The sequence below is a fragment of the Laedolimicola sp. genome (genome assembly GCF_051972735.1).
Classification (GTDB): Bacteria; Bacillota; Clostridia; order Lachnospirales; family Lachnospiraceae; genus Laedolimicola; species Laedolimicola intestinihominis.
Genome location: NZ_JBOKYU010000002.1, coordinates 68,402 through 90,733, shown reverse-complemented (window position 1 = coordinate 90,733; position 22,332 = coordinate 68,402). Strand labels below are relative to the sequence as shown.

The following is a 22,332-nucleotide window of genomic DNA, read 5'->3' as shown; positions in this document are numbered from 1 at the left end:
ATAGAGAGGAATTTATGAAAAAGTTTTTACAAAAGGTTAAGGCCTGCGGCGCAGTGGTGAAGCGATTCATCGGGCGCTGCGCGGCTGTCCTGAAAAAGTGGAGTGAGGGGTGCAGCAGTCGGATGGAAAAGCCGGTAGCTATCGCTAACCGGTTTTCCCTGGTGCTTCATGCGGTTATGTCGGCAGGAATCTATTTCATTATGGAAGCCATGTCTCGCCATTCCGCACTGGAAGCATGGAATTTTATGACAGGAAGTCCGAAGGTATTTGCCTATAATACCTTTATGATTTTCATGACCTTTATGCTGGTGTATCTGTTCCGGAGACGTATTTTTGTGCGTCTTCTGATTACGGCCTTCTGGATATACCTGGGCTATATGAACGGAACGATACTAAACAGCCGTGTCACGCCGTTTACCGGACAGGATCTGCATCTGATTACCGACGCGCTGGACGTGGTAGGTCTGTATATGTCGCCGATGAAGCTGATTACCCAGGTGGGCGGTGTGCTTCTGGGAGTGACGGCGCTGGTACTCCTGTGGAAGTACGCGCCGAAATATCAGAAAAAGATAAAATGGCCTTTAAGCATTGCAGGCGTGATTATCGTGCCGGTGCTCTTTGCGGGAAGCACGAAGCTCTGTCTGGAGCAACGTGTCCTGTCCACCTATTTTGGAAATATTGCGTTTGCTTACCAGGATTACGGCCTGCCCTACTGCTTTTTCTGCAGCCTTCTGGCCACCGGTATGAGCGAGCCCTATGATTATTCCAAGGATACCATTGACAAGATTGTGGAGGAGGATAAGCAGGCGGCTCTCAGTGAGGACAATGATACAGAGAAGCCCAATATCCTGATGCTGCAGCTGGAGACCTTCTTCGATCCGACTACCGTAGAATGGCTGGAGTTTTCCGAGGATCCCATTCCGAATTTCCATCGGCTGATGGAGGAATATTCCTCCGGCGCCTATAAGGTGCCTTCTGTGGGAGCCGGAACGGCCAATACAGAGTTTGAGTCCATCACCGGCATGAACCTGCGGTATTTCGGACCGGGCGAGTATCCCTACAAGACAATCCTGAAGAAGACTACCTGTGAGAGTGTGGCTTATGACCTGCGGAGCATCGGTTACGCAACCCATGCGATCCACAACAATAAGGCGACCTTCTACAGCCGTGCCGATGTATTTAAAAACCTGGGCTTTGATACTTATACGTCCAAAGAGTATATGGATGTGTCCAATACCACAGCCAACGGCTGGCTGAAGGACGAGATTCTGGTGGATCAGATTCTGGACAACCTGAAATCCACGGCCCGTCAGGACTTTATTTACACCATTTCCGTACAGGGACACGGCGAGTATCCCACAGAGAAGGTGCTGGAGGATCCGGCCATCAAGGTGACCGGCGCGGCCACCGAAGAGAAGAACAATCAGTGGGAGTATTATGTAAACCAGCTCCATGAGATGGATCAGTTCGTAGCGGATCTGATTGACGCACTGGATAATTTCGGTGAGAAATACGTGCTTGTTATGTACGGCGACCATCTGCCGACTCTGGGACTGACGGTGGAGGACGTGACGAACCGTTACCTCTTCGACACCAGCTATGTGATCGTGGACAATATGGGACTGGAGAAGGTGGATCAGACCCTCTGCTCTTACCAGATAGCAGCGGAGGTTCTCGATAAGGTAAACATCCATACCGGAACCATGATGCAGTACCACCAGAACCGCCGTAAGACGAAATGGTACTTACAGGATATGGAGCTTTTGCAGTATGACCTGCTGTATGGCAAGAAATATGCTTACGGTGACGACGGCACCACGCCTTTCGAGACCATTGATATGCAGATGGGCATCCATCAGCCGGAGATTACGCGTGTGATTTCTCTGCCGGATGAAAATAAGGTGTATGTATTCGGCAGTAATTTTACGACGGCAAGCAAGATCTACATCAACGACGAGTGGCAGAATACCAAGTTTATCAGCAATCATGTATTGCAGGTGAAGAAGGTCAAGCTGACCGAGGACGCGCTGGTGTCGGTAAAGCAGCTGGCTCCGGGTAAGGCAAAGCGCGTCTTGAGCGAAGGCAATACGATGATGTATGTGGCTCCGGTGGCGGAGGAAGAGACGGGGGAAACCAATGAGAGCGGCGATACCACCGACATGGAAGAAACTGACGGAACCACAGATACAGGAAGCGAAGAAACCACCGGCACTGCGCCGGCAGACAGCGAAGCAGAAGGGACAGGAGCTGCACAATGATGACGTATCAGGAAGCTGTAGATTATATTGAGGAAACACCCAAATTCACAAAGAAAAATTCACTGGATCACACCCGGGCCTTTTTAAAAAGGCTTGGGAGTCCGGAAGACAGTATGAAGATCCTGCATGTGGCGGGCACCAACGGAAAGGGCTCCGTATGCTCTTTCCTGGCCTCCATCCTCCATGCGGCGGGCAAAAGCACGGGTCTTTTTACTTCCCCCCATCTGGTAGACATCAATGAGCGCTTTGTCATCGATGAGAAGCAGGTGTCGGACGAGGCATTTCTTATGGCCTTTCAGAAGGTCATGGACTGCGTCAATGAAATGAAAGAGGAGGGCTATCCACATCCGACCTATTTCGAATTGCTGTTTTTGATTGGCATGGTCATTTTCAGGGAGGCAGGCGTAGAGTATCTGGTGTTGGAGACGGGCCTGGGCGGACGTCTGGACGCTACCAATTCCATTGCCCATCCGCTGGTCACAGTGCTGACATCTATCAGCCTCGATCACACCGAGTATCTGGGTCATACGGTGGCGGCCATTGCAGGTGAGAAAGCAGGCATTATCAAAGAGGGTGTTCCGGTAGTCTATGACGCGTCCTGTAAGGAAGCGGAAGAGGTGATTCTGGCCAGGGCAAAGGAAATGCATGCGCCGGTCTATGGTATTCGTCCGGATATGTATAAGATTTTGGGTGCGACCGAGAAAAGCATTGATTTTTCTATAGATTGTGGGTATTATGATGGTATCAGTCTGTCGATTACCAGCGTGGCGGAATATCAGATGAAGAATGCTGCGGAAGCTGTGACAGCCATTCGTGTGATGGAGGGCGGTGACACGTTCACAGACGGGATTATCCGCAAGGGTATCTCCGAGATGCGCTGGCAGGGCAGAATGGAGACGGTGCTGCCGGGCGTTATCATCGACGGCGGGCACAATGAAGCAGGCGTGGAGGAGTTTGTAAAGACTGCAAAACGTCTGGAAAAGGACTTCCCGGTGACGCTTTTATTCGCAGCGGTGGGGGACAAAGACTATCGTCATATGATCGAGACCATTTGCAGAGAGCTGCGTTTGGAACGTGTTATCGTGACTGAGGTCGGCGGTTATCGCAGCGTGAATGTGAAGGAGCCTAAAGGACTCTTTGAGAAGTTCGGACAGAAAGAGATTAAGGCGATTCCGGATGTAAAGGAAGCGTTTGAAGAGGCATTAAGAGAAAAGGGCGACGGCATCTTATTCTGTGTCGGATCCCTGTATCTGGTAGGAAGCATAAAGAAGATATTACGGGACAAGGAGGACGGCAAATGATTGATTTTGAGGAAGAACTGAAGAAATTTCATCCGAGCCTGGAAGTGGAGCAGGTGGAGGATAATGTATACAGGAACAAGCCGAAGGACATGTCGGACCTGCTTGACGAGATGCTGAAAGAGATGAAAGGCGGACGCCGCCAGAGCTAGGCTCGCGGATATCGGAGGAGAAAGCTATGCGCTGTGTGAAATGTGGAGCGACACTTACGGATCCGGGATACTGCAGCTCCTGCGGAACAGAGATCCATGTATACGAGAAAATTATCCGGCTGTCCAACACCTATTACAATAGGGGACTGGAAAAGGCGAAGGCGCGGAGCCTGTCGGCGGCGGCAGAGGATTTACGTTACAGTCTGGAGCTGAATAAGCATAATATACCGGCAAGAAATCTGCTGGGACTGATTTACTATGAGGTGGGCGAGGTGGTATCCGCCCTGACCGAGTGGATTATCAGCAAGAACCTGGAACCGGAGAAGAATATCGCTGACGAGTATATTCAGGCAATTCAGGAGAACCAGGCTCGGTTAGAGACTATTAACCAGACTATCAAGAAATACAATCAGTCTCTGCTGTACTGCCAGCAGGGCAGTGAGGATCTGGCGGTTATCCAGTTGAAGAAGGTGCTTTCCCTGAATCCGAATCTGGTGAAAGCGCATCAGCTGCTGGCGCTCCTTTATATTAAGACGGAGGAGTACGAGCGGGCAGGACGGGAGCTTCGACGGGCGCTGGCCATCGACAGGACCGATAATATCTCCCTGTATTATCAGGCGGAGCTGGAGACTCTGGTCGGAAAGTCCGCAAGCCGCGGACAAAAAGCCGAGGGACAGAAAGAGAGTAAGGGAAATAAGAGTAAAGATCCGGACATTATCTCATATACCAGCGGCAATGAGACCATTATCATGCCGACAGGATATAAAGAGAATACAGGCGTTAATGTGGTGCTGAATATTTTCATCGGACTGGTGGTGGGCGTGGCGCTGATGTGGTTTCTGGCGGTTCCGGCCAAGGTGAAATCCGTGCGTAACCAGACTGCGGCGCAGATCCGGGAATACAGCGATCAGATTACGGCGAAGCAGACGGAGATCAATAATCTGCAGAGTCAGTTAGACGAACTGAACGGCACGGGAGCCGACAGCTCGGAGAGCGCGGCGGAAGCCCCCGGCGGCAGCTATGAGATGCTGATTGACGCGTATACCAGCTTCCAGGTCGGCGATACGGATACCGCCACCACGGCCCTGGATAGCGTCAAAGCAGATGAACTGTCGGATAATGCCAAAGCCATCTATAATCAGATGTATGGAACGCTCCATGCGGACGATGTGAAGAATCTGTATGACGCGGGCGCTGCGGCTTACGACGCAAAGAACTATGAGGAAGCGGTGACCAACCTGGTTCAGGTGGTGGCCATGGATGAGAAATACGACAACGGTTATGCCGTTTACTATCTGGCGCGTTCTTACGAGGCTTTGCAGCAGAATGACGAGGCCATTGCCATGTTCCAGAAGTTCCTGGATAATTACCCCGGAACATCCAGAGCGAAGTATTGTACCAGCGCTATCGCGCGGCTGGGCGGTCAGGTGCAGACGCAGAGTACGACGCAGACACAGGCCACGACGCAGAATCCGGCAGCGGATACGGCCGCGCAGGATCAGGCGGCGCAGCAGTAGCGACACGCAAAATGTAAATTATAGGCTGAAGCACTCGCTGCTGAAGCCGTGAGAACATGATACAGATGATAAACCCTGAAGTTAGGGACATAGGAATTGACAGAAATGTCGGTTCCTGTGTCCTTTTTGTTGTCTTACGGGAAAAGGCCTGGCAGGGGCGGCCCATTTTCCATAGAAAGGAGTAAAAATATGGGAAAAGAGAGAATGAAGCTGGAAAAACGGACCCTGTATATCCGGGTGCCCATGGAGCTTGATCACCACAGCGCCGACGCCATCTGCCGCAGGGCTGACGAGTTGGTGCAGGCAAAGGATGTGAGGGAAATCGTCTTTGACTTCTCGGAAACGGAATTCTGCGACAGCTCTGGTATCGGCATGCTGATGGGCCGCTATAAAATGATGCAGGCCCTGGGCGGAACCGTGCGGGCTGTGCGGGTAGGACAGCGGGTAGAGCGGATTCTGGTGCTGTCCGGGGTCAGAAAACTGATTCCGGTGGAAGAAATGCGAGGAGGTGCAAAGTGATGACAAATCGAATGAAGGTAGAATTTGACAGTATTTCTGCCAACGAGGCCTTTGCCCGGGTGACTGTGGCGGCCTTTCTGGCCCGGCTGAACCCCAGTGTAGAAGAGGTGGCCGATGTGAAGACGGCGGTCTCCGAGGCCGTGACCAACGCTATCATCCACGGTTATCAGGGGGAGGTACATACGATTACTATCGAAGGGGAGTTGGAAGGAGACTTACTGACCCTGCGGGTGCGGGACGAGGGTGTGGGCATCGCGGATATCGGACAGGCCATGGAACCTTTGTATACATCCAGGCCGGAGCTTGAGCGATCCGGTATGGGCTTCCTCTTTATGGAGGCCTTCATGGATGAAGTACTGGTGGAGTCGGAGCCGGGAAAAGGCACCTGCGTGACCCTGCGGAAGCGAATCGGCAGAGGAAAGGACTGACCCATGGATCGCACCGCTGAGTTGATTCGCAGATCACAGGACGGAGATAAAGAGGCAAGAGAGACACTGATACAGGAAAATATGGGACTTGTCCACCATGTGGTCCGTCGTTTTCTGGGGAGAGGAGCGGAGGCCGAGGATTTGACCCAGATCGGGGCTATCGGTCTGATGAAGGCTATCGAGCGCTTTGATCTGAGCTATGAGGTCCGGTTCTCTACCTATGCGGTACCGATGATAGCCGGGGAAATCAGGCGGTTTCTCCGGGATGACAGTATCATTAAGGTGAGCCGCTCCTTAAAGGAGCTGGCTGTGAGGGCCGCAAGACTTCGGGAAGAGCTTCTGATGGAGCAGGGCGGGGAGCCGGGGCTTGAGGAGCTGGCAGCCAGGCTCAGAGTGGAGCCGGAGGAGCTGGCCCAGGCCTATGACAGCTGCAGTGAGGTGGAATCCCTGCACAAAATTATTTATCAGGGCGATGGCGAGGGCGTGAGCCTCATGGATCGGGTGGAGGAGAAAAAGGACGAGCAGGAAGCGATACTCACGCGGATGCTGGTCCGCCAGCTTCTGGACACGCTGGAGCCGAAGGAGCGGCGGCTGATTGTGCTCCGGTTCTTTTGTGATAAGACTCAGGCCCAGGTGGCAGGGGAGCTGGGGATGACCCAGGTGCAAGTGTCCAGACTGGAAAAAAAGATTCTTACGGCCCTGAAAAAGCGGGCCGGATAGAGAAAAATATGGAAAAATCGCAAAAAACCGTAAAAAAAACTTGAAATCTGCCATTTGACGGGCTATAATGTCCCCAGAAACAACGGAGTTTCAGAAAGGTAAGGATCTATCTTTCTGGAACTCTTTTTTTTATTCAAGGAGGAGCATATTATGAAAAACAGATTATTCGCACTGACCGCAGCCGCTGTACTGGCTGTATCCCTGACCGCCTGCGGTTCCAAGGCAGAGGAACCCGCGGCAGCAGACACCAAGGCAGAAGCTGCTGAGGAGACAGCTTCCGCAGATACCACAGGAGAGAAGAAGGTCCTGAAGGTAGCCATGGAGTGCGGCTACGCGCCCTACAACTGGACCCAGCCGGATGATTCCAACGGAGCCGTTCCCATTAACGACAGTTCCGATTACGCATATGGTTACGATGTCATGATGGCAAAGAAGATTGCGGACGAGCTTGGCTATGAGCTGCAGATCGTAAAGCTTGACTGGGATTCCCTGGTACCGGCTGTTCAGTCCGGAACGGTAGACTGCGTGATCGCAGGCCAGTCCATTACATCTGACCGTCTGGAAATGGTAGATTTCTCTACCCCGTACTACTATGCATCTGTAGTCGGCCTGGTAAAGGCCGACGGGCCGCTGGCAGATGCTAAGGGTATTTCTGATTTCGAGGGCGCTACCTGTACTTCCCAGCTGGGAACTATCTGGTATGATGTGTGCCTGCCGCAGCTCAAGGACGCGAACATCCAGCCTGCACAGGAATCTGCACCGGCTATGCTGGTAGCTCTGGAGAGCGGACGTACCGATCTGGTCGTAACCGACATGCCGACCGCAAAGGCAGCCTGCGTAGCTTACCCGGATCTGAAGCTTCTGGACTTCACAGATACAGACGATGATTTCGCGGTTTCTGACGAGGAGATCAACATCGGAATCTCCGTACAGAAGGGCAATACCGAGCTTCTGGACGGCATTAACAGCGTACTGGCTACCATGACGGTAGATGACTTCAACAGCATGATGGATGAGGCAATTTCTGTACAACCGCTGTCTGAGTAAAAATATGGAAAAATTGAAAGGGCGTAGATACGCCCTTTCGCGAAATTTACAGAGAAAAGTTTGGGGTAACTGTGAGCGTATGAAACAGTTACATTTTTAGGAAAATAAAAGGGAGCTGTGAACATAAGATGTCCATATCAAATATGAATTTCCTGGAGAGAATCCTATATCTGCTCCAGCGCTACGGCGTTTCTTATCTGAAGGGAGCCGGAACGACGCTGGCAATCGCGCTGGTATCCACAGCCATCGGCTGTCTGATTGGCTTTGTGGTGGGCGTGGTGCAGACCATTCCGGTGGATAAGAAGCGTGACAGCGCGGCGAAGCGGGGGCTGCTTCAGGTGATCAAAATCATTTTGAGAGCCTACGTGGAGCTGTTCCGCGGTACGCCTATGATTGTACAGGCAGTTTTTATCTATTACGGTCTGTCACAGATGTTTCAGATTCAGCTGGGAATGTGGTCCGCCGCGTTCCTGGTGGTATCCATTAACACAGGAGCCTATATGGCGGAATCGGTCCGGGGCGGAATCATTTCCGTGGATCCCGGTCAGATGGAGGGCGCCAAGGCCATCGGCATGACCCATGTGCAGGCCATGAAAAATGTCATCCTGCCCCAAGCCATCCGGAATATTATGCCGCAGATCGGCAACAACCTGATCATCAACATCAAGGATACGTCGGTGTTGTCTGTCATCAGTATCGTGGATCTGTTCTTTGTACATAAGAGTGTGGCGGGTGCGCTGTATACTTATTTTGAGTCGGCGACCATTGTAATGGCCATTTATCTGACCATGACGCTGGTGACCTCGAGGCTTTTACTTCTGGTTGAGAAGAAGATGGACGGCGACGCCAATTATGAGCTGGTGGATACCATGGATATCGGCAACCAGCTTCGTACCATCCGGGAAAATGACGGGGAAGGGAGACGCGGATAATGAGTGAGAAAGAACTGATTCTGAAGGTTTCCCATCTGCAGAAAAGCTTTGGAAATCATGCGGTTTTGAATGATATTGATTTTGAGGTGCGAAAAGGCGACGTGGTGTCCATTATCGGCGCTTCCGGTTCCGGTAAGTCTACCATGCTCCGCTGCATCAATCTTCTGGAAGAACCGGGCGGAGGCGCGATTCTGTTTCACGGACAGGATATCACGGATCCGAAGGTCAATGTGCCGGCTTATCGTGCCAAGGTGGGTATGGTGTTCCAGAATTTCAACCTGTTTAATAATATGACGGTGCTGGAGAACTGTATCGTCGGCCAGGTGAAGGTGGCGAAGAAGAAGCCGGAGGAGGCCCGGGAGAGTGCGATCCGGTATCTCCGACAGGTAGGTATGGAGCCTTTTATGAATGCCAAGCCCCGGCAACTGTCCGGCGGCCAGAAGCAGCGTGTGGCCATCGCCCGGGCCCTGTCCATGGAGCCGGAGGTGCTGCTCTTTGACGAGCCGACTTCCGCGCTGGACCCCCAGATGGTGGGCGAGGTCTTAAGCGTCATGGAGGATCTGGCGAAGCAGGGGCTGACCATGCTGGTGGTGACCCATGAGATGGCTTTCGCGCGGGATGTGTCCACCCATGTGATTTACATGTCCGAGGGCGTTATCGAGGAAGAGGGCACGCCGGAGCAGATCTTCGGGGCGCCGAAGAGCGATAAGACGAAGGAGTTCCTGGCGCGGTTCCGAAATACGAGTATCTAAGAAAAAGAAAGAATAAGACGGTCATTTATCGAAAATGGTAAATGGCCGTCTTGTTTTTATAAAAACTTATATAAAAGAAATAGGACAATATGACAATGAAAATGAACTGAAAACAAAAGTAGTATTGTGAAAATAACAAGAAAAATCGAATATAGACAATGAAAATATAAAAAAGGACCAAAATAGGACACGTGGCCTTTTTTAAAAAAAGGATATGTGCTATATTTATATCAACAAAAGGACAGAGAAAAACATCAGATGTAAAGGAGGAGAGGGAGAAGAAAACAAAAAATATAATTGAAAGGAAAAATAAAGTAGGCGATATCTAAGAAGAAATTTTACAGGAGGAAGTATGAAAAGAGTTGTTAGTTTTTTGTTATGTATTGCAATGGTAATGTCATTGGCAGCTTGTGGTGGGAAAAAGGATGCAGTGGAGGCAGAAAGTAGCACAGAAGCGAACAATGCGGAAATTGTTACGGGAATGATTGCGTATTCATTTGGAACCCAGAGTTTTTCGGATGATGTATTGGCGGGACTTGTTAAAGCAGAAGAGGAATTGGAGATTCCTCATTATGAATTGGAAATAGCGGATGTGACAGAAACCGCAAATGGATTTAGAACGTTGATTCAGCAAGGTGTAAATTTTGTAGTAGCAACTACCGCAGAGTATTGTGATGGCATGTTGGAAGTAGCTGCGGAATATCCGGATGTATATTTCTTATATCTGGGAGAATATTTGCAGGATGCACCTGATAATGTTATTTCATTTGAATATCGTGAAAATGAAGCGGCATTTTTAGCAGGTGCATTGGGAGGCCTGTTGACAGAGAGCAATAAAATAGGTGCAGTTTTGGCGGTAACAGATCCCATTCAGCTTCGGTATCAGTATGGTTATCTTGCAGGAGCAAAGAGTGTAAATCCGGATTGCGATGTTATGATTACTTTTACAAACAGTTATGCAGATACCAATATTGGCTATGAGCATGCGAATGCAATGTATTCTCAGGGATGTGATTATGTGGGGTGCTATGCAGGAGCCTGTAATTTAGGCGTATTTCAGGCAGCTGAAGAGGCCGGAGATGGAAAATATTGTTTCGGCGCGGCAAATGGACAGTTTGACAAGAGCTATGAAAAAATATTGGCGTCTGTAGTGAAGCCGATTGATGAAGCCATTGTGTCAATGCTTCGCGAAGGAATGGAAAACGGAGAATTTAACACAGATATTTCCAGCCTCGGATTAAAAGAAGGCGGAGTGAAACTGATGTTTACAGATAATCCGGAACTGTTGGCATTAGTTGACGATGAGAACAAAGCAATTATTGAAGAACTGAAAGAAAAAATTATCAATGGTGAGTTAGTCGTGCCAGGAACAGAAGAAGCGTATAATTCTTTTGATTATAGATACGAAAAAGAGTAAGGATGAAATGGATGGGAAGTTGCGTTTGCAGTTTCCCATCATGATTTATAACAAAAGATTTTCTTGGTAAACGAAAAGGAGGAGGTACGATGTCATATATTATCCAGCTTGAGGGTATTACAAAGAGGTTTCCTGGAGTTACTGCAAACGATCATATTGATATCAATGTAGAAAAAGGAGAAATACATACGCTTGCAGGTGAGAATGGAGCAGGGAAATCAACGCTGATGAATATCCTTTTTGGATTATATCGACCAACAGAAGGAAATATTTATATAAATGGAAAACGCGTTGAATTTCAGAGTTCAAAGGATAGTATAAAATGCGGAATTGGAATGGTCCATCAGCATTTTATGTTGGTGCCCAAACTTACGGTAACAGAAAATATTATTGCCGGCCAGGAGCCAGGAAAAGCGTTTGTGATCGACAGAAAAAAAGCAACAGCTGATATAAAAAAATTATCAGATATGTATGGATTACGGATTGATCCGGAACAAAAGGTAGCTAATTTAACAGTTACAGAACAACAAAAAGTGGAAATTTTAAAGGTGTTATATAGAAAAGCAGAAATTTTGATTTTTGATGAGCCAACAGCGGTACTGACACCACAGGAAATAGATGAATTTTGTGAAATTCTTTTAAAATTGAAAAAAAACGGAAAAACCATACTTTTCATTAGTCATAAATTAGCAGAGGTTTTTCGGGTTTCAGATAAAATTACGGTAATTCGCCTGGGAAAGGTAGTAGGAACCAAGAAAGTAAGTGAAACCAATGCGGAAGAAATTACAAGGATGATGGTTGGAAGAACAGTCAACCTGAATCGAAAAGAAAGACCTGTGTTAAATGGTGATAAAATCCTTGAACTGGAGAATGTGGAATATGCCGGAAAAGGAGAACTCAAAAAATTAAATCAAATCAGCTTTTCCGTAAAGGGAGGAGAAGTTCTTGGAGTTGCCGGAATCGATGGAAACGGCCAACATGAATTGGTGGAAGTGATATGTGGATTGTTAAAACCCACAAGCGGAAAAGTAAAATATCATGGAAAAGATATTTCACAGGAATCTGTCCGGAAACGTAAGGATGCGGGGATTGCCTGTATCCCGGAAGATCGGCACCTGGAGGGGTTAGTTCTCGATTATTCCATCGAGGATAACCTGATCCTGGGTCATCATCACTTGCCAATATATAAAAAGGGAAGGTTTATAGCAGATCACAAAAAGATACATGAAAACGGATTAAAATTGAAAGAGAAGTTTGATATTCGATGTCCGGGAGTCAATGTGGCAGCATCTACTTTGTCAGGCGGAAATCAACAGAAAATTATCATTGCCAGAGAGGTGACAGCAAATCCGGATTTGTTAATTGCAGTGCAGCCGACAAGAGGATTGGATGTGGGAGCAGAAGAATTTGTACATCAGGCTTTGTATGCGCAGAGAAATCAGGGGAAGGCGGTTCTTTTAATTTCTTTTGAACTGGATGAAATCCTGGCGATTAGTGACAGAATTATGGTTCTTCACAAAGGAAAAATAGTAGGAACTGTGGATGCAAATCACACAACACGTGAAGAAATTGGAGCGATGATGCTTGGCCTGGCAGAAAAAACAAAGGAGGAGAAACAACATGAAGCTGAATCGGGAGAAGTTGAATGAAATCCTGCTTGAAATATTTATTACATTTTTAGCAATCTTACTGGCAATCCTGGTAGGCGGAATTGTTATGGTGCTTTTTGGATATGATCCATTCAAGGCATATGGTGCTCTTTTAAAGGGAGCATTTGGAAATATGGCCGTATTTACAGCGACTCTGACAAAATCTGTTCCCATTATGTTTACGGGCCTGGCTGTGGCAATTGCATTTAAATGTGGTGTCTTTAATATCGGGGCAGAAGGACAGCTTTTAATGGGAGCGCTTTTTGCAGGAATCGCGGGAATTTATATCAGATTTTTACCTGCGGTTTTACATATTCCAGTTACGCTTCTGGCAGCACTTTTGGGTGGAATGATCTGGGCGTTTATTCCGGCGTTTTTAAAACAGAAATTTCAGGTGGATGTAGTTATTGGCACAATCATGTTCAATTATATTGCGGATTATTTTGTGCAGTATATGGTCTTGAATCCATTAAAAGCCAGTGGTGCGGCAACAGCGACAAATCCATTGCAGGAAACGGCTATGCTTCCTAGATTACTTAGTTCACCGAACGTTTTAAATATGGGATATATTTTGGCGATTATAGCTGTATTTATCATTTATTTTATACTGCGGCATACAACGAGTGGATACGAAATGAAAGCAGTGGGTATCAATCCGACAGCGTCCAAATGGGCAGGAATCAGTGTTGATAAAAATGCGTTTCTGGCCTTGATTATCAGTGGAGGTCTGGCGGGTTTAGCAGGAGGCATTGAAGTAACGGGGACACTTGGAAAGGTTGTGGTAGGCGCTTCGAGTGGGTATGGGTTTAATGGAATTCCGGTTGCGCTGATAGCGCACAATAATCCTGTTTTAATTATCTTTTCAGCGTTATTGCTTGCGTCAATGAGAACGGGTTCCATGCTTATGCAAACAAGCGCCGGCGTTTCAAAAAATATGGTAGATATGATACAGGGACTGATTATTGTGTTCCTGTGTGCGGAATATGTATTTCGTTATTACATAAAAAAGGGTTTGGGAAAGAAAAGGGGAGGTAAGAAATAATGACAGTTTTGTTGATTTATTTATTAACTTCCACCTTAAGAAGTGGAACATCCATTGCGTATACTGCTATGGGTGGAGTGGTATCAGAAAGAGCCGGTGTTATTAATATTGGTCTTGAGGGCATCATGACGGCCAGCGCATTTGCAGCAGTTGCGGGGGCTTATATAAGCGGCAGCCCATGGATAGGAGTTTTATTTGCTATTTTAATTGGTATTGCCATTTCGGCAGTGCATGCGGTTGTATGTATTACATGTGGCGGAAATCAGTCCGTAAGCTCCATGGCCTTGATTCTCCTGGCTACTGGTTTCAGTGGAATTGCTACAAAAGCAATTTTCGGGCAGCAGGGAACTACAGCGCAGGTGAAAAATATGTCCAGTTTTCCACTTTTGGAGAAAATTCCAGTGGTAGGAGGTGTACTTTCCACGCTTTCACCTTTGGTATATATATCAGTTATTGTATTGCTGATATTGATATTTGTTTTCAAAAAAACAACCTTTGGATTGCATATTACGATGGTAGGAGAACATCCGAAAGCAGCAGAGACAGCAGGAATTTCAGTAAATAGAGTGAGATATCTGTGTGTGCTTTTATCCGGAGTCTTAGGCGGACTCGGAGGAGCCACTCTTTCTATTGGCCAGATGAATCTGTTTCAGGAAGGAATGGTGGCCGGAAGAGGCTATTTAGCTATGGCTGCAGTGATTATGGGCAACTGGACACCACTGGGAGCATTTGGAGCATCCATGTTTTTTGGCTTTTTCAGTGCCTTGCAGGTATATCTTCAGACACAGCCATCGAATCCGATTCCCACGGAGTTTGTTCAGATGATACCTTATATCGCCTGTGTATTAATCATGGTTTATACTTCGATTAAGCGGGTAAGACAGAACGAAGAGGTATCAGGAAAACCCAAAGCATCAGGAAAGCCTTACACGAGATTTGTACAAAGCAGATAAATCAGCAGAGGAAAGGTAATGGAAACGAAAAGAGTATTTTTAATTGTACTGGATAGTTTTGGAATTGGACATGCACGGGACGCAGATAAATTCAATGATGAAGGGAGCGATACTCTGGGGACAATCCGGCGCTCCCGGAATTATTACACACCAAATATGGAACGGCTTGGATTGTTTCATATAGACGGTGTGGGAGGCGCGGACAGTCTGGTAGTTCCACAGGGAGCCTTTGGGAGGATGCAGGAGGCATCCAAAGGGAAGGATACGACAATTGGACACTGGGAAATAGCAGGCCATATTTCAAAAAAACCAATGCCGACTTATCCAAAGGGATTTCCGGATGAGATTATCTGTGAATTTGAAAAAAGAACAGGCAGAAAGGTTCTGTGCAATCAACCTTATTCCGGATCGGAGGTTATAAAAAAATACGGAAAAGAGCATATGCGGACGGGAGCATTGATTGTATATACATCCGCAGACAGTGTTTTTCAGATAGCAGCGCATGAAGAGATTGTTCCGGTAGAAGAATTGTATGAGTATTGCAGAATCGCACGAAGTTTACTTCATGGAGAGCATGGGGTAGGAAGGGTGATAGCAAGACCCTTTATTGGGACAGAACCGGATAATTTTCAAAGAACCAGAAACAGGCATGACTTCTCGCTGATACCGCCGGAAAATATGTTGAATACGCTTCAGGAACATGGATTGGAGACGATCGGAGTAGGAAAGATTTATGACATTTTTGCAGGCAGGGGAATTAGCGAAACCTACAGCATAAAAAGTAATACGGACGGAATGGATCAGACTATAAAAATAATGGAGAAAGATTTTCACGGACTGTGTTTTGTGAATTTAGTGGACTTTGATATGCTGTATGGACATCGAAATGATATAGACGGCTATGCGCAGGCTGCAAGTGATTTTGATATTCAGCTGGGTATTTTCCTGAACAAAATGCAGAAAGAGGATGTGTTGATGATTACAGCGGATCATGGATGCGATCCTGGATATGCAGGAACAGATCATACCAGAGAATGTACACCGTTATTAGCATATGGAAAAAGAGTGAAAAGTAATTGTAATCTGGGAACCAGAGATACCTTTGCAGATATCGGGGCGACGATATTGGAGATGCTGGATATGAAAAACACAACAGATGGAAAGAGCTTTTTGAAGGAGATGGAGAGAAAATAAAATGGATATAAAAGAAATTACAAAGTGTGTGGATCACACATTATTAAATCCGACATCAACTTGGGCAGAAATTCGTGAGCTTTGTGATGATGCAGTAAACTATGGCACAGCATCCGTGTGTATTCCTCCGTGTTATGTAAAACAGGCAAAAGAATATGTCCAGGATAAAATGGCAGTGTGTACAGTTGTAGGTTTTCCGAATGGATACGCTGCAACTGCAACAAAAATGTTTGAAACAGAGGAAGCATTAAAGGATGGTGCCGATGAGATTGATATGGTAATTAATCTTGGCTGGGTAAAAGACAAAAAATATGATTGGGTGGAAAATGAGATTCGTGCATTGAAACTACTATGTGGAAACAAAATCTTAAAAGTAATTGTAGAGACCTGTCTGTTGACAACAGAAGAAAAAGTAAAAATGTGCGAGATAGTTACTTCGTCCGGCGCTGATTATATTAAAACATCAACAGGATTTTCAAAAGCAGGAGCTACATTTGAAGATGTTGGACTGTTTGCTGCACATATTGGATCAAATGTAAAAATAAAGGCAGCGGGTGGAATAGCATCACTGGAAGATGCGGAAAAATTTTTGAAGCTGGGCGCAGATAGATTGGGAACAAGTCGGATTGTTAAAATATTAAAAACGAAATAAAAGCAGGAGATTGGGAAAATGGAAAGAAGACCAAATATAGTATTCATTCAAAATGATCATCAGGCATATTATCATTGGGATTGGGATGAGAAAAATCGTCCTAAAAGACCTAATTTTGAAAAATTGGCATCTGAAGGGGCGAAATTTACAAATGCGTATTGTGCTTCGCCGCTTTGTGGGCCAACCAGACGTACAATGCTGACAGGGCTGTATGCACACACCCATGGACAATATCATAATTATACAGATCCGGAATATGTACATGAAGTGTATCTTGATACACTTACAGAAAACGGATATCAAAATTATTATTTTGGAAAATGGCATGCAGGTCCCGGAGCAGCCGGAGAACACGGTTGCGAGGGATATTCCTATACAGATTACGGAAATCCATATCAGAGCAAAGAATATAAAGAATATATGAAAAAACACAACCTTCCGGAAGCAGTTCACCGCATTGACAAGTGTTTTTATGTGAAAGGAATCAGCGATCGCGGTGATTGGGATGGTATGGAAGAAGGGAAACCGTATCAGTGTAAAGCAAATTGGTGTGGTGAACATGCAATAGGTGTTACAACAACTCCAAAAGAAACACATGAAAGTTTTTTCCTTGCAGGAATGGCCTGTGAAAAGCTGGAAGAAATCGCGAAGAGTGGAGATGAACGGCCATTTTCTCTTCGGGTAGATTTTTGGGGACCGCATCAGCCACATTTTCCGACACAGGAATTTTTAGATATGTATCCGGATTTCCATATTGAAAAATACGGAAATCACGATGATACATTAGAGGGAAAACCGCGAACCTATCACAGAGAACGCAATGTCCCCCTGGGTGAAAATGATATATTGATTCAGCCGTCTACTATGCCGTGGGAAGAGTGGGAGATCCTTATCCGATATTGCTTCGCGCATCAGACGATGATTGATGCAGCAGGGGGAATGATTTTAAACAAACTAAAAGAGCTTGGCTTGGATGAAAATACCTTAATTATCTGGACTACCGATCATGGGGATGGTCTGGCATGCCATGGAGGGCATTTTGATAAAGGCTCTTACATGTGTGAGGAAGTCTTGAGAATTCCATTTGCTATGAAATGGAAAGGAGTTATCCCGGCCGGACAAGTGAGAGATGAGCTAATCAGCACAATTGATTTCCCGGTGACCTTGTTAGATGCAGCAGGGATGAAATTTACCAGAAATCAAGTAGATGGGCAAAGCATATTGCCATTGGTAACCGGAAAACCGGTAAAATGGAGAGAAGATCTGATGAGTGAAACACAGGGTCATGGCTATGGGGAAGATGTTATGGCAAGAGTGATTCGCTATAAAAACTGGAAATATGTTATTACGAAAGACGATTTAGAAGAATTATACGATCTTGAAAAAGATGTATTTGAGCTACATAATCTGGCAGAAAACTCGGAATTTCAAAATGTTTTGGAAGATATGCGGGCGCGACTTGCAAAATGGCAGAGAGAGACGGGGGATCCATTTAAAATGCGTTGAAAGGGGAGAGGCATATGCAGAAATTAGACAGACAGTTTCATATTCATTGTAAAGAGGGAGATGTGGGGCGATATTGCATTTTGCCGGGTGATCCGGGACGGTGTAAGTCCATTGCGGAATATTTTGACAATGCAGTGTTGGTTTCACAAAACCGGGAGTATACAGTATATACAGGAACGCTGCTTGGAGAAAAAGTCAGCGTATGTTCTACCGGAATTGGAGGCCCTTCAGCATCTATTGCGATGGAGGAATTACATAATATAGGTGCTGATACTTTTATTCGGGTGGGAACGTGTGGAGGAATCGACCTGGAGGTGGAATCGGGAGACATAGTAATTGCATCAGGCGCGATTCGCTTCGAACATACGAGTATGGAATATGCGCCAATCGAATATCCTGCAGTGGCCAATTATGAAATCCTTGTGGCGCTTACGGAGGCTGCTGAAGCAGCAAAAAAGAAATGGCATGTTGGTGTGGTTCAATGCAAGGATGCGTTTTACGGACAGCACTCACCTGAAAAAATGCCGGTTTCCTATGAACTGCTTCAAAAATGGGAAGCCTGGAAACGTCTGCATGTGAAAGCCAGTGAAATGGAATCCGCGGCATTATTTGTAGTAGCGGATGCGCTTGGTTGCCGTTGCGGTTCTGTATTTCATGTTATCTGGAATCAGGAAAGAGAACAGGCAGGCTTGGATCAGAAAATGAGTGAAGATACATCGGCCGCAGTGAAAATTGGCGTTGACGCGTTGAAGATTATGATTAAAAAGGATAGAATAAAGAAAGAGAAAAAAAATGATTGAGCAACAACAAATAAAGGTGTTAGCGGAACAGGCACTGTTAGCTCAGAAAAGAGCGATTGTACCTATCTCGCATTTTGCTGTAGGTGCAGCGCTTATGGCGGAAGACGGGAAAATTTTCTTAGGTTGCAATATCGAATGTTACGGACAGACTCCGACGATTTGTGCTGAGAGAGTAGCTTTATTTAAAGCGTTAAGTGAGCAAGTTGTGGCGTTTAAGGCACTTGCAGTAACAGGAGGAAAATTTGGAGAAGAACCGGATGATTATTGCCTGCCGTGTGGGGTATGCCGCCAGGTACTTATGCAGTTTTGCTCACCGGATCTTCCGATTTATATTGTAAAAAACATTCATGAGATACAAAGCTATACGTTATCGCAGTTGTTACCGTATGCATGGACGCGAAAAGGTGATGTGAAAAAATGAAAATTTGTGATGTCATACGTCAAGAATTGCCATCTGTACAGTCAGAGCTGAAAAAGATATTCAAACAGTTTCCGAACGATTCAGAGGTAGTTGTAAAGCAAGTGTCAACAGGAGAATATGTAGTAAAAGAAGGAGAACCCTGTCTGTATGTATACCTTGTTTTAGAGGGGAAAGTAGCAGTACAGTATTATTCAGGACATAACGCATTTGTTGCGCGAAGATTCGGGCGTATGGCAGTCATAGGTGATGTAGCGGTTATGGGAAGCCTGAAAAATTATTCTACGAATGTCCGTGCTGTAACAAGATGTCGTCTTTTGGAGATACGTAATTGTGATTACTGGTATATGCTTCGAAATGATGAAGAATTTATGAAAGCGCAGCTGAAGCAGGCGATAGACATACTGGTAGGCGAATTGAAGGATAAAAGAGCATTGGAAGAAGAACCGGTAGAAATCAGGCTTTTGAACTATTTTGTTTACTATTGCAGAAAAGAAAAGACGACAATCAGTAAATATTTTGTAGTAAAGAAAACCAGACCGGAAATAGCAGAGGAAGTTGGAGGTGTTAGTGTACGTACTGTGAACCGAAAGCTTGTACATTTTATTGAACAGAAGTTAGTATCGGTTAATCATGGGAAAATACATATCTCGTTAGAACAGCTACGTCGTATGGAAGAATTGATTGCGCAGTAAAAATTGTGAATGAGGAGGGGCTATGCCACCGATCAGTGTATTGATAAAGCCCGCGTCAGGTATATGCAATATGAAATGTGACTATTGTTTTTACTGCGATGAGGCAAAAAAAAGAATAACAAAATCTTATGGATTTATGACGGAACGTACTTTGAAAAATGTAATTCGAAAAACAATGCTTCACGCAGATGGAATGATAAGTTACGTCTTTCAGGGAGGAGAACCCACACTTCGCGGCCTGGAGTTTTTTGAAAAAGTAATCGAGTATCAAAAACAGTACAACAAAAACAGGGTATATGTGAGTAATGCGATTCAGACCAACGGATATGCGTTGAATGAGGAATGGGCAAAATTTTTTAAGGAAAATCATTTTTTGGTTGGGTTTTCGCTGGATGGAACGAAAGAAAATCATGACTTATATCGCCATAATACGGAAGGCGAAGGCACATATGACAGAATTTTAAAATCTATAAATCTGATGGATGCGTATGGTGTTGATTATAATATTTTAACGGTTGTTACAAAGGATACAGCAGAGCATATCAGTGAAATATATAAAGAATATCAAACAAGAGGATGGGATTATCAGCAATACATAGCCTGTCTGGATCCGTTGGGAGAAGAGAGAGGAAAAAATCCATATGCATTGACACCGGTGCAATATGGGAGCTTTTTGATTGAACTATTTCAGATTTGGTATGAAGATTGGAAAAAGAAAAAACAGCCATATATTCGACAATTTGATAATTATATAGGAATTTTAATGGGATATCAGCCGGAATCATGTGACCAGAGAGGCAGCTGTGGAATTCAGACCGTGGTGGAAGCGGATGGCAGTGTTTATCCCTGTGATTTCTATATGCTGGATGAATATTATCTTGGAAACCTTAACGAACATCGGATAGAAGATATCGAGAGAATGCGGAAAGAGATAGAATTTATCGAACGTTCAGAAAAAGTGTCAGAAGAATGTAGAAAGTGTCAATATTACAGAATATGCAGAGGCGGATGCCAAAGAAACAGAGAACGGAATTCATATAGTGGCGAATATGAAAATTATTTTTGCTCTGGCTACAAAATGTTTTTTGATGCGTGTTTGGAACAATTGAAAGAAATTGCAAGAGAGGTAAATTTCAGAAAAAGTGTGCGTTGAAAAACGCATACTTTTTTTATTTGGGAGCACACTAATTTTCAGAAACGGAGTTTGAAAAGGAGGTGGCTTCCATGAATCATACGAAGTATCGGGTGTGGCTGTGGATGATGCTGCTGGTGCTGGTGACGGCGGGTGTGGCCTGGTATCTGCTGGCACAGGATAAGGAGGAGCCGATGACGGACGGAACGCTGGTGTATCGGACGGTGCAGGAGGAGCTGGCGTGAGCAGCTGGAAGCAGGTGCTGATGGCGGCGGTGGGCCTAAGTGCCGGGATTGGCGTGGCGGGAGGGGTCTTTGCACTGATTATCGCATTGGGAATCGTGTCGGAGTTCGCGGATCAGACCCGCACGGCCCGTCATGTCTTCTGGTACGAGGACGCGGTCTCCGCAGGAGCCATTCTGGGAAATGCGATTAGTGTGTATCAGATAGTACTGCCGCTGGGGCAGGTGGGGGCAGGCGTCTTTGGCCTGTTTTCCGGCGTCTTTGTGGGGACCTGGGCCATGGCGCTGACGGAGATCGTGAATATCGTGCCGATTTTTACCAGGCGGATGGATCTGCGCAGAGGGCTTGGGCTGATGATTGCGTCCATGGCGGCGGGACGGACGGTTGGGTCGTTTCTGTACTATTATTTCCGATTTTAGGAGGAAAATACAATGAAAGAATTCCTGGAATTTCGTCGGCAGCAGCCGGACGAGCAGGGGAAGCAGCAATATAACCAGTATGTAAAGGACGTGACGCCCACCCATGAGCTTGGCAGTCAGATGGCGAAGGCCTTTATGACGGGCGGGATTATCTGCTGTATGGGGCAGTGGATTATCAATTATGCGTTGAGCGCAGGTCTCGACGAGGAGGCCGCCGGAAGCTGGTGCTCTTTGATTCTGGTGCTGATAAGCGCCGTCCTGACCGGCTTCAATCTTTTCCCCTCTATCGCTAAATGGGGCGGCGCAGGCGCGCTGGTTCCGATTACCGGCTTCGCCAACAGCGTGGCGGCCCCGGCCATCGAGTATCAGAAGGAAGGACAGGTCTTCGGCATCGGCTGTAAGATTTTTACCATCGCCGGTCCGGTGATTCTGTATGGCATTTTTACCAGTTGGGTACTGGGACTGGGATACTGGGTCCTGAAGATACTGGGAATAATATAGAATACCTATTGACAAAGTAGGTTAATAAAGGTATGATAGCAAAAAGTAGAGTAGATGTTCAGCAATTTTGCAGCTACAAAGTGACAACC

24 protein-coding genes are annotated in these 22,332 nt (G+C 46.2%); all 24 read left to right on the top strand.

The window, feature by feature from the left end; genetic code table 11:
• Positions 1-14: 14 nt before the first annotated feature.
• The 24 genes from ACTRC3_RS01180 (at position 15) to ACTRC3_RS01065 (ending at position 22,243) form a co-directional block, all read left to right on the top strand.
• The gene (locus ACTRC3_RS01180; protein WP_440320941.1) at positions 15-2,258 is read left to right on the top strand and encodes an LTA synthase family protein; all 2,244 of its coding nucleotides are present in this window, start codon (positions 15-17) and stop codon (positions 2,256-2,258) included.
• Complete coding sequence (locus ACTRC3_RS01175) at positions 2,255-3,559, top strand: bifunctional folylpolyglutamate synthase/dihydrofolate synthase (protein ID WP_440320939.1); 1,305 nt, start codon at positions 2,255-2,257, stop codon at positions 3,557-3,559. The genes ACTRC3_RS01180 and ACTRC3_RS01175 overlap by 4 nt, the downstream gene beginning before the upstream one ends.
• Positions 3,556-3,708, top strand: a complete 153-nt coding sequence (locus ACTRC3_RS01170; RefSeq protein WP_178038365.1) for a hypothetical protein — start codon at positions 3,556-3,558, stop codon at positions 3,706-3,708. Before ACTRC3_RS01175 ends, ACTRC3_RS01170 begins: the two co-directional genes overlap by 4 nt.
• Positions 3,709-3,734: 26 nt before the next feature.
• Positions 3,735-5,225: a tetratricopeptide repeat protein gene (locus ACTRC3_RS01165; protein ID WP_440320937.1), complete on the top strand. Its 1,491-nt coding sequence runs from the start codon at positions 3,735-3,737 to the stop codon at positions 5,223-5,225.
• A 189-nt stretch (positions 5,226-5,414) separates the two neighbouring features.
• A complete protein-coding gene (locus ACTRC3_RS01160; RefSeq protein ID WP_440320936.1) occupies positions 5,415-5,744 on the top strand; it encodes an anti-sigma factor antagonist in 330 nt (109 codons plus the stop codon).
• Positions 5,744-6,172, top strand: coding sequence for an anti-sigma F factor (gene spoIIAB, locus ACTRC3_RS01155; RefSeq protein WP_178038362.1), 429 nt, complete (start codon positions 5,744-5,746; stop codon positions 6,170-6,172). Before ACTRC3_RS01160 ends, spoIIAB begins: the two co-directional genes overlap by 1 nt.
• 3 nt (positions 6,173-6,175) lie before the next feature.
• A complete protein-coding gene (locus ACTRC3_RS01150; RefSeq protein ID WP_440320934.1) occupies positions 6,176-6,892 on the top strand; it encodes a SigB/SigF/SigG family RNA polymerase sigma factor in 717 nt (238 codons plus the stop codon).
• A gap of 150 nt (positions 6,893-7,042) precedes the next feature.
• The gene (locus ACTRC3_RS01145; protein WP_440320933.1) at positions 7,043-7,939 is read left to right on the top strand and encodes a transporter substrate-binding domain-containing protein; all 897 of its coding nucleotides are present in this window, start codon (positions 7,043-7,045) and stop codon (positions 7,937-7,939) included.
• A 128-nt stretch (positions 7,940-8,067) separates the two neighbouring features.
• Entirely contained in the window at positions 8,068-8,871 is an 804-nt protein-coding gene (locus ACTRC3_RS01140; protein WP_440320931.1) for an amino acid ABC transporter permease, read from the top strand.
• Positions 8,871-9,623: an amino acid ABC transporter ATP-binding protein gene (locus tag ACTRC3_RS01135; protein ID WP_440320929.1), complete on the top strand. Its 753-nt coding sequence runs from the start codon at positions 8,871-8,873 to the stop codon at positions 9,621-9,623. The genes ACTRC3_RS01140 and ACTRC3_RS01135 overlap by 1 nt, the downstream gene beginning before the upstream one ends.
• Positions 9,624-9,975: 352 nt before the next feature.
• Positions 9,976-11,040 (top strand): BMP family lipoprotein, encoded by a 1,065-nt coding sequence (locus ACTRC3_RS01130; RefSeq protein WP_440320927.1) that lies wholly within the window; start codon positions 9,976-9,978, stop codon positions 11,038-11,040.
• Between the two features lie 89 nt (positions 11,041-11,129).
• The gene (locus tag ACTRC3_RS01125) at positions 11,130-12,689 is read left to right on the top strand and encodes an ABC transporter ATP-binding protein (protein ID WP_440320925.1); all 1,560 of its coding nucleotides are present in this window, start codon (positions 11,130-11,132) and stop codon (positions 12,687-12,689) included.
• Positions 12,661-13,731: an ABC transporter permease gene (locus tag ACTRC3_RS01120; protein WP_440320923.1), complete on the top strand. Its 1,071-nt coding sequence runs from the start codon at positions 12,661-12,663 to the stop codon at positions 13,729-13,731. Before ACTRC3_RS01125 ends, ACTRC3_RS01120 begins: the two co-directional genes overlap by 29 nt.
• Positions 13,731-14,684, top strand: coding sequence for an ABC transporter permease (locus ACTRC3_RS01115; protein WP_440320921.1), 954 nt, complete (start codon positions 13,731-13,733; stop codon positions 14,682-14,684). Before ACTRC3_RS01120 ends, ACTRC3_RS01115 begins: the two co-directional genes overlap by 1 nt.
• 18 nt (positions 14,685-14,702) lie before the next feature.
• Positions 14,703-15,878 carry a phosphopentomutase gene (locus tag ACTRC3_RS01110; RefSeq protein ID WP_440320920.1) on the top strand — a complete coding sequence of 392 codons (1,176 nt, stop codon included), beginning with the start codon at positions 14,703-14,705 and terminating at the stop codon, positions 15,876-15,878.
• 1 nt (position 15,879) lies between these two features.
• Positions 15,880-16,530: a deoxyribose-phosphate aldolase gene (gene deoC / locus ACTRC3_RS01105; RefSeq protein WP_440320919.1), complete on the top strand. Its 651-nt coding sequence runs from the start codon at positions 15,880-15,882 to the stop codon at positions 16,528-16,530.
• A gap of 18 nt (positions 16,531-16,548) precedes the next feature.
• Entirely contained in the window at positions 16,549-18,036 is a 1,488-nt protein-coding gene (locus ACTRC3_RS01100) for a sulfatase-like hydrolase/transferase (RefSeq protein ID WP_440320917.1), read from the top strand.
• A 14-nt stretch (positions 18,037-18,050) separates the two neighbouring features.
• Complete coding sequence (gene udp / locus ACTRC3_RS01095; RefSeq protein WP_440320916.1) at positions 18,051-18,836, top strand: uridine phosphorylase; 786 nt, start codon at positions 18,051-18,053, stop codon at positions 18,834-18,836.
• Positions 18,829-19,257, top strand: coding sequence for a cytidine deaminase (locus tag ACTRC3_RS01090; protein ID WP_440320914.1), 429 nt, complete (start codon positions 18,829-18,831; stop codon positions 19,255-19,257). Before udp ends, ACTRC3_RS01090 begins: the two co-directional genes overlap by 8 nt.
• A complete protein-coding gene (locus ACTRC3_RS01085) occupies positions 19,254-19,949 on the top strand; it encodes a Crp/Fnr family transcriptional regulator (protein WP_440320912.1) in 696 nt (231 codons plus the stop codon). The genes ACTRC3_RS01090 and ACTRC3_RS01085 overlap by 4 nt, the downstream gene beginning before the upstream one ends.
• A 22-nt stretch (positions 19,950-19,971) precedes the next feature.
• The gene (locus ACTRC3_RS01080; RefSeq protein WP_440320910.1) at positions 19,972-21,102 is read left to right on the top strand and encodes an anaerobic sulfatase maturase; all 1,131 of its coding nucleotides are present in this window, start codon (positions 19,972-19,974) and stop codon (positions 21,100-21,102) included.
• 71 nt (positions 21,103-21,173) lie between these two features.
• Positions 21,174-21,326: a hypothetical protein gene (locus ACTRC3_RS01075; RefSeq protein WP_262670751.1), complete on the top strand. Its 153-nt coding sequence runs from the start codon at positions 21,174-21,176 to the stop codon at positions 21,324-21,326.
• A complete protein-coding gene (locus ACTRC3_RS01070) occupies positions 21,323-21,742 on the top strand; it encodes a stage V sporulation protein AB (RefSeq protein ID WP_440320908.1) in 420 nt (139 codons plus the stop codon). The genes ACTRC3_RS01075 and ACTRC3_RS01070 overlap by 4 nt, the downstream gene beginning before the upstream one ends.
• Before the next feature lie 12 nt (positions 21,743-21,754).
• On the top strand, positions 21,755-22,243 hold the full coding sequence (locus tag ACTRC3_RS01065; RefSeq protein WP_440320906.1) for a SpoVA/SpoVAEb family sporulation membrane protein: 489 nt from the start codon (positions 21,755-21,757) through the stop codon (positions 22,241-22,243).
• The last annotated feature ends 89 nt before the right edge of the window (positions 22,244-22,332 follow it).

Excerpts from the sequence above, each read along its gene's own strand:
- ACTRC3_RS01165 (WP_440320937.1), top strand. The coding sequence starts at position 3,735 with ATGCGCTGTGTGAAATGTGGAGCGACACTTACGGATCCGGGATACTGC.
- ACTRC3_RS01120 (WP_440320923.1), top strand. The coding sequence starts at position 12,661 with ATGAAGCTGAATCGGGAGAAGTTGAATGAAATCCTGCTTGAAATATTT.
- ACTRC3_RS01135 (WP_440320929.1), top strand. The coding sequence starts at position 8,871 with ATGAGTGAGAAAGAACTGATTCTGAAGGTTTCCCATCTGCAGAAAAGC.
- ACTRC3_RS01130 (WP_440320927.1), top strand. The coding sequence starts at position 9,976 with ATGAAAAGAGTTGTTAGTTTTTTGTTATGTATTGCAATGGTAATGTCA.
- deoC (WP_440320919.1), top strand. The coding sequence starts at position 15,880 with ATGGATATAAAAGAAATTACAAAGTGTGTGGATCACACATTATTAAAT.
- ACTRC3_RS01065 (WP_440320906.1), top strand. The coding sequence starts at position 21,755 with ATGAAAGAATTCCTGGAATTTCGTCGGCAGCAGCCGGACGAGCAGGGG.
- ACTRC3_RS01180 (WP_440320941.1), top strand. The coding sequence starts at position 15 with ATGAAAAAGTTTTTACAAAAGGTTAAGGCCTGCGGCGCAGTGGTGAAG.
- ACTRC3_RS01125 (WP_440320925.1), top strand. The coding sequence starts at position 11,130 with ATGTCATATATTATCCAGCTTGAGGGTATTACAAAGAGGTTTCCTGGA.
- spoIIAB (WP_178038362.1), top strand. The coding sequence starts at position 5,744 with ATGACAAATCGAATGAAGGTAGAATTTGACAGTATTTCTGCCAACGAG.
- ACTRC3_RS01075 (WP_262670751.1), top strand. The coding sequence starts at position 21,174 with ATGAATCATACGAAGTATCGGGTGTGGCTGTGGATGATGCTGCTGGTG.
- ACTRC3_RS01090 (WP_440320914.1), top strand. The coding sequence starts at position 18,829 with ATGATTGAGCAACAACAAATAAAGGTGTTAGCGGAACAGGCACTGTTA.
- ACTRC3_RS01175 (WP_440320939.1), top strand. The coding sequence starts at position 2,255 with ATGATGACGTATCAGGAAGCTGTAGATTATATTGAGGAAACACCCAAA.
- ACTRC3_RS01115 (WP_440320921.1), top strand. The coding sequence starts at position 13,731 with ATGACAGTTTTGTTGATTTATTTATTAACTTCCACCTTAAGAAGTGGA.
- ACTRC3_RS01080 (WP_440320910.1), top strand. The coding sequence starts at position 19,972 with ATGCCACCGATCAGTGTATTGATAAAGCCCGCGTCAGGTATATGCAAT.
- udp (WP_440320916.1), top strand. The coding sequence starts at position 18,051 with ATGCAGAAATTAGACAGACAGTTTCATATTCATTGTAAAGAGGGAGAT.
- ACTRC3_RS01140 (WP_440320931.1), top strand. The coding sequence starts at position 8,068 with ATGTCCATATCAAATATGAATTTCCTGGAGAGAATCCTATATCTGCTC.
- ACTRC3_RS01100 (WP_440320917.1), top strand. The coding sequence starts at position 16,549 with ATGGAAAGAAGACCAAATATAGTATTCATTCAAAATGATCATCAGGCA.
- ACTRC3_RS01170 (WP_178038365.1), top strand. The coding sequence starts at position 3,556 with ATGATTGATTTTGAGGAAGAACTGAAGAAATTTCATCCGAGCCTGGAA.
- ACTRC3_RS01150 (WP_440320934.1), top strand. The coding sequence starts at position 6,176 with ATGGATCGCACCGCTGAGTTGATTCGCAGATCACAGGACGGAGATAAA.
- ACTRC3_RS01085 (WP_440320912.1), top strand. The coding sequence starts at position 19,254 with ATGAAAATTTGTGATGTCATACGTCAAGAATTGCCATCTGTACAGTCA.
- ACTRC3_RS01160 (WP_440320936.1), top strand. The coding sequence starts at position 5,415 with ATGGGAAAAGAGAGAATGAAGCTGGAAAAACGGACCCTGTATATCCGG.
- ACTRC3_RS01110 (WP_440320920.1), top strand. The coding sequence starts at position 14,703 with ATGGAAACGAAAAGAGTATTTTTAATTGTACTGGATAGTTTTGGAATT.
- ACTRC3_RS01145 (WP_440320933.1), top strand. The coding sequence starts at position 7,043 with ATGAAAAACAGATTATTCGCACTGACCGCAGCCGCTGTACTGGCTGTA.